The organism is Filomicrobium insigne, from assembly GCF_900104305.1.
GTDB lineage: Bacteria > Pseudomonadota > Alphaproteobacteria > Rhizobiales > Hyphomicrobiaceae > Filomicrobium > Filomicrobium insigne.
Window position 1 is genome coordinate 1 of the sequence record NZ_FNJC01000005.1, and the last position, 16,987, is coordinate 16,987.

At 58.7% G+C, this 16,987-nt stretch carries 14 protein-coding genes; 4 read left to right on the plus strand and 10 right to left on the minus strand.

Features of this window, described 5'->3' with window-relative positions:
- Positions 1–33 precede the first annotated feature (33 nt).
- From BLS30_RS15910 to BLS30_RS18240, 6 genes are all read right to left on the minus strand, one after another.
- Complete coding sequence (locus BLS30_RS15910; protein WP_046478303.1) at positions 34–1,710, minus strand: formate--tetrahydrofolate ligase; 1,677 nt, start codon at positions 1,708–1,710, stop codon at positions 34–36.
- A gap of 53 nt (positions 1,711–1,763) precedes the next feature.
- Positions 1,764–2,690 carry a methionyl-tRNA formyltransferase gene (locus BLS30_RS15915; RefSeq protein ID WP_090230569.1) on the minus strand — a complete coding sequence of 309 codons (927 nt, stop codon included), beginning with the start codon at positions 2,688–2,690 and terminating at the stop codon, positions 1,764–1,766.
- A gap of 103 nt (positions 2,691–2,793) precedes the next feature.
- Positions 2,794–4,071 carry a formyl-CoA transferase gene (gene frc / locus BLS30_RS15920; RefSeq protein WP_046476682.1) on the minus strand — a complete coding sequence of 426 codons (1,278 nt, stop codon included), beginning with the start codon at positions 4,069–4,071 and terminating at the stop codon, positions 2,794–2,796.
- 87 nt (positions 4,072–4,158) lie between these two features.
- A complete protein-coding gene (locus BLS30_RS15925) occupies positions 4,159–5,901 on the minus strand; it encodes a thiamine pyrophosphate-binding protein (protein ID WP_090230340.1) in 1,743 nt (580 codons plus the stop codon).
- 81 nt (positions 5,902–5,982) lie between these two features.
- On the minus strand, positions 5,983–6,669 hold the full coding sequence (locus BLS30_RS15930; RefSeq protein ID WP_046476689.1) for a GntR family transcriptional regulator: 687 nt from the start codon (positions 6,667–6,669) through the stop codon (positions 5,983–5,985).
- On the minus strand, positions 6,660–6,920 hold the full coding sequence (locus BLS30_RS18240; RefSeq protein WP_210184054.1) for a hypothetical protein: 261 nt from the start codon (positions 6,918–6,920) through the stop codon (positions 6,660–6,662). Before BLS30_RS18240 ends, BLS30_RS15930 begins: the two co-directional genes overlap by 10 nt.
- Before the next feature lie 347 nt (positions 6,921–7,267).
- Here BLS30_RS18240 and BLS30_RS15940 point away from each other — a divergent pair, with 347 nt between their 5' ends.
- Both BLS30_RS15940 and BLS30_RS15945 read left to right on the plus strand, forming a co-directional pair.
- A complete protein-coding gene (locus BLS30_RS15940; protein ID WP_046476692.1) occupies positions 7,268–8,452 on the plus strand; it encodes a succinate--CoA ligase subunit beta in 1,185 nt (394 codons plus the stop codon).
- Between the two features lie 169 nt (positions 8,453–8,621).
- A complete protein-coding gene (locus BLS30_RS15945; protein ID WP_046476696.1) occupies positions 8,622–9,644 on the plus strand; it encodes a 2-dehydropantoate 2-reductase in 1,023 nt (340 codons plus the stop codon).
- 66 nt (positions 9,645–9,710) lie between these two features.
- Here BLS30_RS15945 and BLS30_RS15950 read toward each other — a convergent pair whose 3' ends face one another.
- The 4 genes from BLS30_RS15950 to BLS30_RS15965 form a co-directional block, all read right to left on the minus strand.
- Positions 9,711–10,691, minus strand: coding sequence for a DMT family transporter (locus BLS30_RS15950; RefSeq protein ID WP_139165380.1), 981 nt, complete (start codon positions 10,689–10,691; stop codon positions 9,711–9,713).
- A 162-nt stretch (positions 10,692–10,853) separates the two neighbouring features.
- The gene (locus tag BLS30_RS15955) at positions 10,854–11,636 is read right to left on the minus strand and encodes a PP2C family protein-serine/threonine phosphatase (RefSeq protein WP_046476702.1); all 783 of its coding nucleotides are present in this window, start codon (positions 11,634–11,636) and stop codon (positions 10,854–10,856) included.
- Positions 11,637–12,440 carry an FHA domain-containing protein gene (locus tag BLS30_RS15960; protein ID WP_090230346.1) on the minus strand — a complete coding sequence of 268 codons (804 nt, stop codon included), beginning with the start codon at positions 12,438–12,440 and terminating at the stop codon, positions 11,637–11,639.
- Positions 12,441–12,498: 58 nt separating this feature from the next.
- Positions 12,499–13,089 (minus strand): FHA domain-containing protein, encoded by a 591-nt coding sequence (locus tag BLS30_RS15965; protein WP_139165381.1) that lies wholly within the window; start codon positions 13,087–13,089, stop codon positions 12,499–12,501.
- A gap of 415 nt (positions 13,090–13,504) precedes the next feature.
- Here BLS30_RS15965 and BLS30_RS15970 point away from each other — a divergent pair, with 415 nt between their 5' ends.
- On the plus strand, positions 13,505–15,973 hold the full coding sequence (locus tag BLS30_RS15970) for a WD40 repeat domain-containing serine/threonine protein kinase (protein ID WP_046476704.1): 2,469 nt from the start codon (positions 13,505–13,507) through the stop codon (positions 15,971–15,973).
- A 23-nt stretch (positions 15,974–15,996) separates the two neighbouring features.
- Positions 15,997–16,908 carry a thermonuclease family protein gene (locus BLS30_RS15975; protein WP_090230348.1) on the plus strand — a complete coding sequence of 304 codons (912 nt, stop codon included), beginning with the start codon at positions 15,997–15,999 and terminating at the stop codon, positions 16,906–16,908.
- The last annotated feature ends 79 nt before the right edge of the window (positions 16,909–16,987 follow it).

Genomic DNA, 16,987 nt, shown 5'->3' on the forward strand with positions numbered 1-16,987 from the left:
AGAGGCGCTGCTGCGCCCCTCCCCGGCTTTGGGTTAGCTCAGGTTCTCGATATGGCCCTGATCATTGAGGCGGATGGCTTCCGCTGAGGGCACGCTCGGCAGGCCGGGCATGCGCATGATGTCACCCGCGACCGCGACGATGAATTCCGCACCCGCCGCCAGGATCACTTCACGCACGGGCACTTCGTGGCCCGTTGGCGCACCGCGCAGGTTGGGATCGGTCGAGAACGAGTACTGGGTCTTGGCCACGCAGATCGGCAGATGGCCGTAACCGGCGTCCTGCAGATCCTTGAACTGCGCCTTGACCGACGCCGAGGCGGTAATGCCCGAAGCCCGGTAAATTTCCGTGGCGATGGTGTTCATCTTGTCCCACAGCGGCATGTCGTCGGGGTAAAGCGGCTTGAAGTCCGCCTGGCCCGAATCCGCCAGCTCCGCGACGTAGCGGGCCAGGTCCTCGATACCGGCGCCGCCGTTTGCCCAGTGCGAGCACAGGAACGCCTTGGCGCCGACCGATTCAGCCGCTTCCCGGACCGCATCGATTTCCGCATCCGTGTCCGTGATGAACTGGTTGATGGCAACCACCGGCGGCAGACCGAACTTGCGCATGTTTTCGATGTGACGCTTGAGGTTCTCGCAACCCTTCGCGACCGCCGCGACGTTCTCGCCCTTGAGATCGTTCTTGGCGACGCCGCCATGCATCTTCATGGCGCGCACCGTCGTCACGATGACGGCGGCATCCGGCTTCAGACCGGCCATGCGGCACTTGATGTCGAGGAACTTCTCAGCGCCGAGGTCCGCGCCGAAGCCGGCTTCGGTCACGACATAGTCGGCGAGCTTCAAGGCCGTCTTGGTGGCCAGCACCGAGTTGCAGCCGTGCGCGATGTTGGCGAACGGACCGCCGTGGATGAACACGGGGTTGTTCTCTAAGGTCTGCACCAGGTTCGGCATCAGCGCGTCCTTGAGCAGCACGGTCATAGCGCCGTCCGCCTTCAGATCCCGCGCCAGCACCGCCTTCTTGTCGCGCGTATAGCCGACGACGATGTTGCCGAGGCGGCGCTGCAGATCTTTGAGGTCGCTGGCAAGGCACAGGATCGCCATCACTTCCGAGGCCACCGTGATGTCGAAGCCGTCCTGACGCGGGAAGCCGTTGGAAACGCCACCGAGCGAGTTGACGATCGAGCGCAGCGCCCGGTCGTTCATGTCGATGACGCGGCGCCAGGTGATGCGGCGCTCGTCAAGGCCGAGCTTGTTGCCCCAGTAGATGTGGTTGTCGATCATCGCGGCGAGCAGGTTGTTCGCCGACGTGATGGCGTGGAAGTCGCCGGTGAAATGCAGGTTGATGTCTTCCATCGGCACGACCTGGGCATAGCCGCCGCCGGCCGCGCCACCCTTCACGCCGAAGCAGGGCCCGAGTGAGGGTTCGCGCAGGCAGCTCATCGCCTTCTTGCCGATGCGGTTCAGACCATCGCCCAGACCGACCGTCGTCGTCGTCTTGCCTTCGCCAGCCGGCGTTGGCGAAATCGCAGTCACCAGAATGAGCTTGCCATCGGGGCGATCTTTGACGCTGTTGATGAACTCGGCCGAGATCTTCGCCTTGTAAGGTCCGTAGTTGAGCAGCGCGTCACCCGGCACCGCGATCTTCTCGCCCACCTGAGAGATCGGCTTCATCTTGGCTTCGCGTGCGATCTCAATGTCTGACTTGACGGTCATGCGTTGTCTTCCTCCGCCGCCTAGCGGCTTTTTTTGTTAACACCGGTTATGATTCATTCCGCGGCCTGAAGCGTGAACCTATTACCAGCCTTCAAGCCTGCCGTTTCCGCAAATTCTGACGCTGCGACTTTGGGCGCTTTACCGGCTCGGACACGTTTAACGAGAATCGTTCCACCTTGCGCCGCAATGGTGATGCCTTCTTTCGAGACCTCTACGACTTCTCCCGGTTCGCCGCTTCCATCCGACTTGGCGACGTCAAAGATATCCAGCCGTTGGCCGTCGATTTCCGTCCATGCACCCGGAGCGGGATTCGCCGCGCGTATCAGGTTGTAGACCTCATCGACCGGCTTAGACCAATCAATTCGCGCGATCTCTTTCTTAAACCACCCCTCGTAAGAACCCGCCGCCAAATCCTGTGAGTGCTTGAGAATGATGCCGGCCTTGACCAAATCGAGGCCTTCCATCATCGCATCGACGCCCATCGGGAATAATTTGTTGAAGTACACATCGCCAATGGTCTCGTCCGGTCCGATTTCACATGTCTTTTGCAACATGATCGGTCCTTCGTCGAGACCATCGTCAGGCCAGAAAATCGTCAACCCTGTACGCTTTTCACCCATCGCGATGGGCCAGTTAATTGAGGATGGTCCGCGATGCATCGGACATAAGGAGGGGTGATACTGGAACGTCCCGTACCGTGGCGCATCCCGAACGTCCTTCGGCACAAACAACAAGACATATGCCATCATGCATACATCCGCGTCGAAAGACTTCATGAGCTCAAGCGCTTCAGGCGTTTTCCATGAACTGGGCTGATAAAGCGGCAACCCCCGTTCACGAGCCAGTTCAGCTAATGGGTCTTCTGGCTTGCCTTCCTTTGTTGGCGCACAGCAAACCGCGACAACATCTTCGCCGCGCTCCAGCAATCGTTCCAGTACAGCCTTGCCGAATGCCTGTTGGCCATGAACGACGATACGCATGATCCCTCCCTTCGGCTGGCGCGGTGTCACCGCCAGCCGCTCCAAGTGTTAAGGTAAGAATTTATGGACGCGAAAGACCGAACTGAAAGGCCACCGCGTCAGACTATTCAGCGGCCATTTTCTTAGCAGGCTCGGTCGCCCCTGCATTCTTCAGTTCTTCAACTTCTGCAGCGGAATATCCCAGAACATCGGACAAAATCTGATCCGTATGCTCACCGAGCAGCGGAGAACGACGCACCTCCACCGGACTGTCAGAGAGCTTGATCGGGCAGCCGACCGTCAGATATTTCCCGCGCTCGGGATGGTCCACCTCGACAATCGTGCCCGCAGCCCGAAGAGCTTGATCCTCAGCCAACTCCTTCATGGAAAGGATCGGACCAACAGGAATGTCGAGCGGATTGCAGATTTCCATGACCTCGAACTTCGTCTTGGTCATGGTCCACTCCTCAATCGTATTGAAGATATGTGACAACTTGTTGAGGCGTGCCTTCGGCGTTTTATACTCAGGATCTTCCTTCCACTCAGGCTTATTGATCACATCGCAGATCTTCTCCCACACCGGAGCCTGTGTGATGAAATAGGTGTAAGCGTTAGGATCGGTTTCCCACCCTTTGCACTTCAAAATACGGCCGGGCTGACCACCACCTGAGTCATTTCCAGCCCGAGGAACCGCATCCCCAAACGGAATGTCTTCGCCGTATTGAGAGTATTCCGTGAGAGGACCGCGCTCGAGGCGCTGCTGGTCGCGCAGCTTCACGCGGCACAGGTTGAGAACACCATCCTGCATCGGCGCCAGAACTTTCTGACCGCGGCCAGTCTTCTCGCGCTGGAAAAGCGCCGTCATGATGCCCAGCGCCAAGTGCAATCCCGTACCGCTATCGCCAATCTGAGCACCAGTGACCGTCGGCGGTCCATCGAGAAAACCGGTCGTAGAAGCTGAACCACCCGCACACTGCGCAATGTTCTCGTAGACCTTGCTATCTTCGAACGGTCCGGGACCAAAACCTTTAACCGACGCCATGATCATGCGCGGATTGAGCTCCTGGATACGCTCCCACGTAAAGCCCATCCGGTCCAAAGCGCCTGGCGCAAAGTTTTCGACCAACACGTCGCAAGCCTTGACCAGCCGCTCAAGCACCTCTTTGCCTTTTGGATTCTTAGTATCGAGAGTAATCGAGCGCTTATTGTGGTTGAGCATCGTGAAGTAGAGGCTGTCAGCACCGTCGACGTCGACGAGTTGCTTGCGCGTCGCATCACCAACGCCCGGCCTTTCGACCTTGATCACGTCTGCGCCGAACCAAGCCAACAGCTGCGTGCAAGTCGGCCCCGATTGCACGTGCGTGAAATCCAAAACCTTTACGCCTTCCAGTGCCTTCACCATGTCTGTCTCTCTTTATTTATCCCGGATGATACCGGTGTTGATTATGCGTGCGTCCCGCGCGAGGGCCCACGCGGGACGCATCAAGTTTTACTTGTACATCGTCTGGTTTTTGGTGCCCGGCGCATATTCGCGCGGATCGACCCAGATATTGACGATTGCCGAACGCCCGGTCTTCTGGATGGCCTCGCGCGCCCGCTGCAGAGCCGGCTGAATATCCGACGCTTCGCGAACTTCTTCGCCATATCCACCGAGCATCTGTGCAAACTGCGAGAATGGAATGTCGCCAAGTAGGTTGCCAACATTGCCCCGCTGTTCGCCGTACTTCGAGATCTGGCCGTAACGGATCTGGTTCATCGCGGAATTGTTCCCGATGACCGCCAGATAAGGCGCGCCGAAGCGATTTGCCGTTTCCATATCGAAGCCCGTCATGCCGAACGACCCATCGCCGTAGTAGCACATGACTTCCTTATCGGGATTGGCGAGCTTGGCCGCCATGGCAAAGCCTGTACCGACACCCAAGGAGCCCAGCGCACCCGGATCCATCCACTGCCCAGGCGCGCGCGGACGCACCGCTTGCGCTGAGATCGTGACAACGTCACCACCGTCACCGATGTAGATGGTGTCATCACCAAGGAATTCATTCAGTTCCCAAGCAACCCGGAAGGGGTGAATAGGCGACTGGTCCGATGTGAACAGCGGCATTAGCTTTTCAAGCGCCATTTGCTCGGCCTCGCGAAGCTTCTCCATCCACTGCTTACGCGCTTGGCGCTTGCCGTTGTCGATCTGGGCGGAGGCCGCATCAAGAACAGCACCGAGGATCGCACCTGGATCACCGACGAGCCCAAGCGAGATATCGCGGTTCTTACCGACCGTCCGGTAGTCCTGGTCTATCTGCACAAGAGTGAGTTCGTTGGAGATGCGCTTGCCATAGCCCATGCGGAAATCAAATGGCGTACCCACAACGACGATGACGTCCGCATTCTTAAACGCCAGCGACCGCGTACGGTCGAAGTGGTGCTCATCGCCCGGCGGCAAGAGACCGCGGCTCGCACCGTTGAAGTATCCGGGAATATCGAGACCGCGCAGCAGTGCAATGGCCTCATTATGCCCACGCGAACTCCAGACCTGCTGACCATAAAGAATAGCCGGACGCTCCGCCTTCACGAGCAGATCTGCGAGCTTTTCGATATCCCTGGGATCTCCGATCGATTTGACCGACGCACGGTAGTGACCTGACTTCGGAATAACCGCATTGTCGATATGCACTTCGCGATCGAGAACATCGCGCGGAATTTCGAGATACGAAGGACCGTAAGCGCCCGAGAAGCTTTCACGTGCGGCCATCGAAATCATGTCAGCGATCCGTTCCGTCGAACGAACCGATTCCGCAAACTTCGTAATCGGACGCATCATATCGACGTGCGGCAGATCCTGTAGCGACCCCATACGGTGCTGCGTTAATGCTCCCTGGCCACCAATGTGCAAAATGGGGCTCTCAGAACGTAATGCCGTCGCGACGCCGGTTACGGCATTCGTGCAACCTGGCCCCGCAGTCGTAACCACACAGCCGAGCTTACCGGTTTGGCGTGCATAACCATCAGCGGCGTGGGCTGCCACTTGCTCGTGGCGTACGTCGATGATGCGAATACCTTCATCGATGCACCCATCATAGATGTCGATGATGTGCCCACCACACAGCGTAAAGATCGTATCGACGCCTTCATTCTTGAGTGCTTTGGCGACGAGGCGCCCACCCGAAACAATGTTTGGATCCGAACTCTTTTTGGCCAGAGTGTCGTCGGCCGTGTTCGCTATCGCCGGTGTCGCCATGTCTCAGCTCCCTTCGAGTTCGACCGGCTTTGGAGAATATCCCCCGGTCATATGGTTGTGGCTGTTGGCTCTGTGGCTTCTTCAGTCGATGTCCACAAAGCGTTCGACGTGATCTCGCAGCTTCATCGTGTGTTCCCGCACCAAGCGTTCAGCCCGGTCCGGATCTCGTGCTTCAAGCGCCTCAATGATCTCCTTGTGGTCTGCGACGGACCGTTTGGCCCGATCCTGCTCGATAATCGTCCGGTTCCTGATCGCGCGAACGTGCAGGAAAAGACTGTCGGCGATGCCCTGAATCAGAGGGTTTCCACTGAGACTGAGAATTGCCTGATGGAACGTGATATTGGCGTCTGAATATTCGCCGAGCCGCATGGCCACTTCGTCTTGTCCGTAGTCATCGACGAGACGATGCAATGCGGCGATGTCGTCGGCGCTGGCCGCCGAGCACGCAAGCCGCGCGGCCATACCCTCCAACGCTGCCCAAACCGTGATCATGTCGAGCACTTCGGCCTTAGTCTTGCGCACGATAAAGATACCGCGCCGCGCGACGACCTTGACGAGGCCTTCTTGATCAAGCTGAGCCAAGGCCTCCCGCAACGGCGTTCGGCTGATGCCGAAGCGCGCGGAAAGATCGCGTTCATCGAGCTTTAGTTGGGCATCAGCATCGTAAATGTTCATATTCGTAATGGCGGATTTCAGCGCCTCATAAGCTCTCGCTTTGAGACTTTGATTCTCGCCGATGAGATCGATTTTGATGGAAGTCACAGCCATAAAATACCTGGGCGCCGTCCGGAAAAGGTTTCAGATGCGGTCATCGATCCTTGCCCTCCGGAAACGGATGTTGTTGCAAAATGACGTAAAACGAACGCCATGACATTCGCCTTCAAGAGCGTGGCTGCACCATCGTTTGGCCGCTCGATGTCGCCTGCGGCGACCATGACCATTGGTAGGTGAACCCAACAAACCTCCGGCATCTGGTATACCAGATACCGAACTATAGTGCTCCCTTCAAGTGATGTCATGGGTTGGTTCTGTCATTGCCCACGTTTCCTGCCGCTTATCCGAAGGTCAGCAAGCCGGCGAGAGCCCGTTGACCCCAAGAATTCTGTGGCGTCTTCTTCTGGGTCCAAATCCGGTGATCGGAGAGGATCCTTGCTTGCGCCTTGCATGGCATACAATATGCCAAATAATCGCGCTACGCAATCGGCATATTGCAGGATAACGCTCGTTTTTTGAGTGTCGCCTATGAGGTCTCCCTCTACGACTCTGCTACATCTCAAAAAGAGACAGCAAGTCGTTCAAACGGGGAAAGCGCCCTGACGCGCGACATGCCCACGGACAACGAGATCAAGAGACTTGGACACCCGCAATGCGCTTGTACGAATTTCAGGCTAAGGAACTTCTCCAGCGCTACGAAATTCCGGTTCCCGCCGGGCGGGTTGTTGACGATGTCGCCGGAGCGGGTCGCGCCGCGGCACGACTGCAATGCGCCCGTTATGCGGTGAAGGCGCAGATTCTATCGGGCAATCGTATAGACGTTGGCGCTATCCGATTTGCAGCTTCGAAGGAGGGCGTGGAGGCGACGGCCGAACAGCTTATTGGCCAGATCTTCACAACAAACCAAACACGTCCCGACGGCGAAAAAGCTCGTTGGCTGCTCGTCGAGGAATCCGTCGCGGCCGTACAGCAAGTTTATGCCGCCGTTGTGCTCGACGGGAGCGCCGGCCGGCTGAAATTGCTGACCAGCCGGGTAGCCGGTACGGGTATCGAGGCGCGCATTGCGGCCGAGCCCGAGTTGATCCGGCAAACGCCTATAGACCTGACAAGCGACGGTCCCTCTGCCGATTTCAAAAGCGCCGCCGAAGCAATTGAACTTAAAGGGGCGGCAGCCGAAGAGGCGGCACGCATCTTTCGCCAAATGGCGCGCCTCGCCGTCGAACTCGACGCCACCCAGGTCGAGATCAACCCTCTGGCAATAACTGCAACCGGTCAGTTCCGGGCCCTCGACGCCAAACTTGAGCTCGATACTCACGCTCTGTTTCGCCACCCTGCCCTTGCGGCATTCCGCCAAGCGCTGGAACTCGAGGATGGTGACCCACACGAACTGGCCGCCGACCGCCACCAGCTCAATTACACCGCTCTAGATGGTGATATCGGGGTCGTCGTCAACGGTGCCGGCCTCGCGCTCGCGACACTCGACATGCTCCGCGAAGCTGGCTGTCGGCCCGCCAACTTCATGGACGTCCGCACGACAGCATCCAGCCTCGACATCGCCCACGGGATGGGCCTCGTACTCAACAATCCCAGGACGCAGGCCATGCTCGTGAACGTCCACGGCGGCGGCATGCAGCGATGCGATACGATCGCCGAGGGTATCGCCATTGCAATGCGGCAAACCACACGACGCGTTCCTCTCGTCGTCCGTCTCGCGGGCAACAACGCTGATTTCGCGCGCACGCGGCTCGCCGGTTCTGGCATCGAATTTATCGATGCCACCGACATGAAGGATGCGATCCAAAAGCTAACCGCTGCTCTCAAATCGGCAGCCGCCTGACCAATTTTGCGAAAACGACGGGGTCAGGCAGTTTACCGCGTCCTGATGGTCGCACCCAGACCCCCTTGACTTGGTATACCAGATCGGACCAACCCTACGTGGACCAAGATCACGATCGCAAAGCTGCAAAAAAGAGCAGCGCGTGCCCAACACATTCCGGGAGGAATAAATGAAAGTTTGTATCTACGGAGCGGGTGCCATCGGCGCCCATATCGGCGTTCTTTTGAAACTTGCCGGCGTTGATGTTTCGTTGATCGCGCGTGGCGCGCACCTGGAAGCGATCCAAAACAATGGCCTCAAGCTACTTATCAACGGCGAGGAAAAGGTCGCCCGTATGCCGGCGAGCAAGAACCCTGCCGACCTGGGGCCTCAAGACTATGTGATCATCGCGCTCAAGACACACCAAGCGTGGGAAGTCGCCGAACAGATGGCACCTCTCCTAGGACCCGATACAGCGGTCGTCACCGCACAAAATGGCATCCCTTGGTGGTACTTCTATGGCTTCGAAGGCCAGTACGCGAACCTCCAGCTCGAAAGTGTCGACCCCGGCGGACGGCAGTGGAACGCGATCGGGCCCCAACGCGCCATCGGGTGCACGGTTTATCCCGCCGCCGAAATCGTAGAGCCGGGCGTCGTCAAGCACACCTACGGCGATCGCTATGGCCTGGGCGAACCGACACGCAAAGAAACAGACCGCGTCAAAGCTCTGGCCGGTGCCTTTGAAGCCGCAGGTCTGAAGCCGAAGATCTATCCCGAAATCCGGAACGATATCTGGCTTAAGTTGTGGGGCAACCTCTGCTTCAACCCAATCTCGGCCCTGACCCACGCCACGCTCGATATCGTAGCCACAGATCCCGGCACACGCTCAGTCGCACGCCGGATGATGGAAGAAGCTGAAACCATCGCGCGTAGAATTGGTGCGCATTTCCGCGTCGACATCGAGCGCCGCATCAACGGAGCAGCGTCGGTTGGTGCACACCGCACGAGCATGCTGCAGGATCTTGAACGCGGCCGGCCAATCGAGCTCGACGCCTTGCTGACGGTGGTCCAGGAAATGGGTCGCCTGGTCGATGTGAACACACCGACCATCGACACTGTCCTCGCCCTCACGCAACAGATGGGTCGCGTAGCCAACGTCTACCCAGTCTTCCCAGACGCGGCACCGGAAGAGGCCACCAACTCGGTCGACTGATACGACGCGTTGGTCTGGAAGAATTAAACGCACAATGCGGCCGCGCCCAAAGCGCGGCCGTTTCCCTTAGAGCCCCGCCGCTGGCCGCGATGACGCCCTGAGTTTCAACTGCGCCTCCCGCCGCGTAACGTAAGCCGAAGCTGCAAAAATGATGAGCCCGCCCACCCACGTTAAAGCGTCAATCGCCTCTCCGAATGCGAGAAACCCGATCGCGACCGCGAACGGCAAACGTACGAACTTGAACGTCATGACCAAAGACGCCTCCGCCACAGCGTAGCCTCGTACGAGCGCCATATGCCCAAGCACCGCGCAAAGCCCCATAGCTGCCAGATACGGCCACAGGTCCAGTGATGGCCACTGCCAAACAAACAACGCCGGCACGAGTGCCAACGGCGTCATGATCGCATTGGTGATGAAAACCACGCGATCAGCATCGTCCTTTTGAGTCAGCTGTTTGACGAGAGGTCCGATGCCACCGACCGCGAGAGCGGAGACCAGCGCCGCCCACTGCCCCCAGCCCGGTTCGGAAAGCCCTGGCCGAAGGATAATCATGGCGCCAAGAAACCCGATCCCCAGAGCCGCCCAGCGGCGGAAATGGACGCGTTCGCCGAGAACCATTATTGCGACGGCCGTGCCGAACAGTGGTGACAGAAATCCGATTGCCGTCACCTCGCCGATGGGGATCAAAGCCACGGCCTGGAACATGGCCATCATCGAGATGAAACTCAGCACAACACGCGCGCCGTAGAGTTTCGGTTGCTTGGTCTGGAATAGCGAGGGCCCACGCCAAGCAAGCAGCGGCAGCATCCATACGACACAGAACGCATTGCGAAAAAAAAGAACCTGCAGCGGATCCATACCCTGCAATGCTAAGTACCGGCCCAACGAGAGAAGGCCCGCCAACAAAGCCATGGCGATAATAACGAAAATCGCCCCGAGGAGAGGATCGTTGGCAGCCCCGGGCCGCCCACTTGCCTTGAGACCGGCGCGCCAGCCGCCAGCACCACCGTCGGCCCTGACTTGCTGCCCTTCATTTAAACCGGTCAAGTTAGTCTCCCGATACGCCACACACGCAAGCTCACGAGCATCACCCGAGCCTAGTTTCAAGCTCTGTGAAACGCGAGGAAACAACGCTGTGCCAACGACCGAGTTCACCGCCCTGCAGGGTGATGGCGCAAACCCATGCAATCTCCGCACGCGCTTACGGCGTTAAACGGAGCCGATTTGTTCAGCGGCCACAACACGCACAGCGACGACCGTGGCATTGTCTTGATGCGGATCACGGACAGCCTCAACAGCACGGATAAGCGCGCTCGCCACTGCGTCCGGTCCATCCTCCGCGTAGGCCGCGATAATGCGTTCGACCTCACTCTCTTCAAGAGTCTGCAAACCGTCACTCGCCAGAATAATGTAATCGCCATCTTCCAGCGTCAAAGGTCGTTGAGATTGGTCGACAAGATCAAGTTCATCGCCCGTCACCGCCGAACGCAGCATATGCCTACGCGGATCAGAACGCGCCTCTTCGACGGTCATCCGTCCAATCTCAGCCAACCGGTCCAGCTCCGGGGCTAACGAGTGATCCTCGTTGAGCAGAGCAATTTCGCCCCGGCGGAACAGCCACAAGGGACTGTCTCCGACACTGACCCACTCGACACCGCCCTCGGAGAAGGCCACGCCGATCAGCGTCGAACCCATCCCTGATAGCACCGGATTTGAGATCACCGTTTGCGCTACCGCGCCATTGGCTGCATCCAACGCATCGCGCAACCGGTCCGGCACCGGCCCGTTACGCTTCGTGAAGGCTTCGAGAAATTGCTCGCAGCAAACGCGGCTGGCCAACGCGCCGCCAGTGTGACCACCCATTCCATCGGCCAGCACAGCTACGAGAGGCACACCTCCAGCCGGGCTCGATCCGTTTGCGACGGCAGCGCTGTCTTCTTGATACTCCCTGGCCCCGCGCGTTGTCTGCCAGGCGTGTTCAAAGGCGTTCATTCAATCCTTGTTTTCGGCAAGTTCAGACCAATCGAATTCTGGCCCACAGAAGGGCACGAAGACAAGCTGCGTGCGACCGACCGTAATGACATCCATTGCGGTGAGTTCAACGGCGCCAGTCGGGCGCTTATCGTTCACCGAAACCACATTTGTCTTAGCAAGATTTGGCACGAACAGGAAAGACCGGTCGCTGGAATCGTAGCGAATGTAAGCCTGCTCTTCCGACGAAATCGCATCATCACCGAAGTCGAGCGGAATGCGTTGGTTGGGCGAGCGTCCCAGCGTATTGTTTCCCTCGAACACCGGCCGGTATGAACCGATCCCAGGGCCGCCTACAACGACTAGCCACCCCACCACCGGATCACGCTCAAATTCACCGCGTTTGACCTGCTGGCGACCGCGTACCAGCTGGGTGCGCTCGGAGTTCTCTTCAGCCTTCGGCGCACTCGGCGTCTTCACGACCCGCGTCGTAGGCGGTGCATCGGCTTCCACATGCGCATCAGGAGGCGTTGCATGCTGCGGGCCACGGGTGCGCGCTTCGCGCGCGGCTTCCGCTGCACTCAATCCCGTATTGCCGTCTTTTACACGGGTGGTGACAGGAGGAGGCTCAGCGGCAGGCGCAGGCTCCGAGGGCGCAACAGGCGGTGGCAAAGCTATGGTCGCCGGACTTGCCTCAGGGGCGGCGCTTTCTGCAGGCTTTTGCGGTTTACCGGTTTCGTCTCGGCTCGCCGCCACCAACGCATCTTTCAATGTTCCCAAAAAACCAGATTTCCCACCGGCTACCGGCTTCGATTCGTTGGCCATATCGCGTCGCTCCTCTTCGCCACTTGTCTCCTCCGCGCCAGCATCCGGCGCTGACTATCTATTGCAGTCGAAACGTCAATTTCGCCGTCCCCAGGGTGATGACGTCGCCGTCCTTCAAGCGTTGCCGCCGAATCCTCTCTCCGTTGACGATGACGCCATTACCATCCGAACTGGATAAATCAGAAACGACATAACCAACATCTGCGGACCGACTTATGACCGCATGGTAACGATGCACGGTAGGATCGGTTAGTCGCACGTCGTTATCCTCCTCCCGGCCAATCCGAACCATCAGCGCACCGCTGAATCGGAACTCCGAAACCTCCGCGTCAGACGTCTCCTGAATCTGCACAAACGCATCTCCTGGGACGATCACCCTGTGTGAATAGGGCGGTGGGTTAGTCGTCGGCAGCTTTTGCGCCGCCGGATATCGCACCGTTCGGTCGGGCTCGATGACACTCCCGGACCGCCGCAAAATCAAACCCGCAGCAACGAACAGCGGCACAATGACCACAAGGCTCAATCCCAACAGCAACGCTGGAGCCTGTCCATAGCCCTGACCAAGAAGATCACCAAAGTCGGAAGTCACGCGCTGCCACCAGCTCAGCAAATCACCCTGCCAATCGGCGGCGATATCCCAGATTGGCATTGAAACCTCGTTGGCTAGAGCCGAATCAGCCGCCAGCAATCTAGCGCTCAAAGCGATCACTGAGCACTGCCACGCCGTCTTGTTTATCCACAACAACGATCGTCGGAACCTCAAAAATGTCGGTATAGCCGTCAAACGGCGGCAACGATCCCCTGCCACTGTGGCATTCACTCCGACTTCATACGCAATTCCGCCCCGCACGTCCCCGTCCCCTCTTGGCCTTTCCGCCCAATCGCGTCAGTGTCAAACTTTATCCGTGCTACATGCATGCGCGCACGCGCGAACGCCACAATCGTGCTGCAAAGATGGCATGAGCAAGGTTTTACGCCTCGGAAAACTGGTGAAAGAATCGGCGCGTGTCATGTAAGACGATTATGGCATCGCCAATATCGGTAGACTGGACTTAACGGGGACGATGACCAACCTGATAGCGCTTCCAGATGGCACTGAGCTTGTCGGTGACTACAGGATAGAACGTGTGCTCGGAGCCGGCGGCTTCGGCATCACCTATCTTGCCGACGAGCTTGCGCTTGAGCGTCGCGTAACCATCAAGGAATATTTCCCCTCGGATTTTGCCGCCCGCGCCAATAGCATCAACGCGAGCCCGCGCTCGCAAGATTGCGATGGCGATTACCGTTGGGGGCTGGACCGCTTCATCGAAGAGGCCCAGACGCTCGCAAAATTCAACCACCCGCACATTGTGCGCGTGTACCGTTATTTCCGCGCGAACAACACTGCCTACATGGTTCTCCATTTCGAGGAGGGCCAAAGCCTTAAAAACTGGCTCAAAGGCCTCGGGCGCGCACCTCGCCAGAAAGAGCTGGATCGCATTCTGGAGCCGTTGCTCCAAGCGCTCGAACTCATTCACAAGGCGGATTTTCTCCATCGCGACATCGCGCCGGACAACATTATCATCCGCAAGGATGGCAACCCGGTTCTCATAGACTTTGGCTCAGCGCGCGGCGAAATCGCGAGTCATTCGAAGACGGTCTCCGCTCTCGTAAAGCCGGGCTACAGTCCCTATGAGCAATATGCTGAGACAAGCAGACAGCAGGGCCCTTGGACGGATATCTACGCCCTCGGCGCCACTCTCTACCATGCCGTTACAGGAAAGCGGCCTCCGGACGCGCCTTCGCGCATGGTCAACGACGAGTATATTCCTGCACGTCAGGCCGCACTTAGCTCCTATCGCACACGTTTTCTCCGCGCGATCGATGCCGCAATGGCCCTCAATATCGATGCTCGGCCACGTTCGATCGCAGCTTGGCGCGGCGAACTTCTCGCGCCCGATACCCCTCCTGCTCAGCGGGGTAGCTGGCTCTCGCGGGGTCGCGCCGCACAATCGAAAGAGGAAGCAGCCGAACGGGCCTTTGACGTGGTAACACCCGATCCCGGAATGCCTCCACCTCCGGACGCCCCAGGACCGCATGGTGGTATCCTTGATTTCGTAGACGGCTTGAAGCGCAAGCCGCTAGCTGAGGCGTTGGCGAATGTCGAGGCCGACAACCCTGCTGCCGATGAAGCCGATGCCGCTCCAGCCGAAATAAATGCAAACGAAGAAGCGGCTCAATCGCCTCTTGCCAAAACAGTAAAGCTGAACACGGCACCGCCCCCGCTGTTCGCAAAGAAAGCGAAGAAGGCGGCGCCACAAAAAGGCGCAGCAAGCAGTCGGCAGCGCAAGGAGCGCAAAGCCGCCGCACTTCCTGTGCCAGTGGAAACACGCAAACCCGCGCGTCCCCGCGCCAATCGTGCGGGCCGCTCGGGATGGGTCTCGCTCTTCCTCAAGCTCATTTTGGTTGGCGGGCTCGGAACAGGCGTGATTGCGGCACGCGATCAGTTTCCGGAAATCGACGTCGCGGCGTACCTGCCGTCCATGGGCGAACACAGCGCGGCAACAACAAAAAGCAGCACTCTCCCAAAGCCGCGACAACGACCTGAGACGACAGCATCCCTTCAACAGCGCCCTGCCGAAGACGATGGCCCGGCGAACCCGTTGCTCCAACAGCTCGTGGGCCACACCGGCGCTGTCACAGCGTTAGCGTACTCCCCCGGCGGCTACAGCATCGTATCTGCGGGTGCCGACGCGACGGTCCGAATTTGGAATGCCAGCAACGGCAGCCTCTCCCGTATCATTCCGATGGACCATGGAGCCGCCACATCAATTGCGTTACAGGGCGAGTACATCGCGACCGGACACGCGGACGGATACGTTGCGGTCTGGGACAAAACCTCGGGCCACAAGGTTGCTGACTTGCAGCGGAATGAAGCGAGCATTTGGTCGCTCGCGTTTACGAACGTGCCTGGTCGCCTGCTCGCAGCAGCACACGATTGGAAAGTTGCCCTATGGGATCTGCGCGCTCCAAGTAGTCCCGTCCACATCTTCGAAGGACACGAAAACGCGGTGCAGGCCATCGCCTTCGCACCCCAAGGCCCCTTTCTCGCCTCCGGCGGCGCCGACCGAACGGTCAAACTGTGGAACCTCAATACGCTCGATCTCGTACGCACCTACAGGCGGCACCCTGACTTCGTAACGGCCGTCAAGTTCTCTCCCGACGCATCAAGGGTTGCGTCCGCGACGCTCAACGGAGACATACGCCTCTGGTCGACCTCCTCCCAGAGGACCTACCGGCGGCTGCGTGGTCACAAAGATAGCGTCACGGCGTTGGCGTTTAGCGGCTCCGGCGGTCTACTAGCCTCCTCCAGCGCAGATGGAACCGTCCGCCTCTGGGACGTCGAACGCTCAAGAACAGTAAAGACCTTTGCAAGCCACCCCGGCGAAGTGACAGCCGTCGACTTTTCACCCGACGGAAGCCGCCTGATCAGTGCCGGCGACGATGGCAAAATCCGCGTTTGGATGGTCCCCCGCAGAACAGCGCAACGGTAAGCCGCTTTTAGGAGGCCGAATGAATGCAGGCGCCTCGTGTGAATCGGCTTCGAAAACCTGCAGCACAATCGGCAATACGGACCTGCACTTTAGCGGTGCTGGCGTTGTCTTTTCATCTCGCCACCTCCGCCTCAGGATCAACGGAGAGCAATACCCCAGGCTACGACATTGATCAGACGGGCTTCTCCCCACCCTGTCGTCTTAAACGCGGTGCGCTCCATACCGTTACCGATGTCGTTGATGCAGAAACCATCCGCCTCGATGATGGCCGTCTCGTCCGACTGATAGGAGCACGAACACCGGCCCCGTCCAGCACCGCCGCCGGATATCGAGAAACACTCCAAGAGCGTGCCGCAAGAGCTCTCACCGAACTCGTACTCGGTCACAGCGTACGTCTTTATTATCCCGCGATTGATCGCGACCGATACGGACGGACCCTGGCCCATGTGGTTCGAGAAGACAGCTCACAGGGACGCACGTGGGTCCAAAGGCATCTCGTCACCAACGGCCACGCGCGCACCTACGTGATACCGGGGAATGCCGAATGTGTTGATGCACTCGCTGAGGCCGAGAACCGGGCACGAAACGCCGGGCTTGGACTTTGGTCTCTCGCAGCCTACCGCCCCATTGCTTCATCGCGCACTGAGCATCTACGACGGCTCAAGGGAACATTCCAACTCGTTGAGGGACGCATAACAGGCGTAGGAAGCTCTCGCGGCAACGTTTATCTCAACTTCGGTCGAAATCGTCGCTTTGCCTTCACGGCATTCATTGCACGCGCATCACTAACCGGCCAACGCGACTGGGCCAAGGACCTCAAAACTCTAAAGGGTCGCCGCATCCGAGTACGCGGCTGGATCGAGATTCACAACGGCCCGCACATTGAGGTCACGCACCCGAACCAGATCGAACTCCTGAAAAAAGATCAATCGTGACAGATCGGGAGGACAAGGTCTGGCCTCAGCGGTCCCCAAAAAACAAAAGGCGCCGAACGTCTTTCACGTTCGGCGCCTT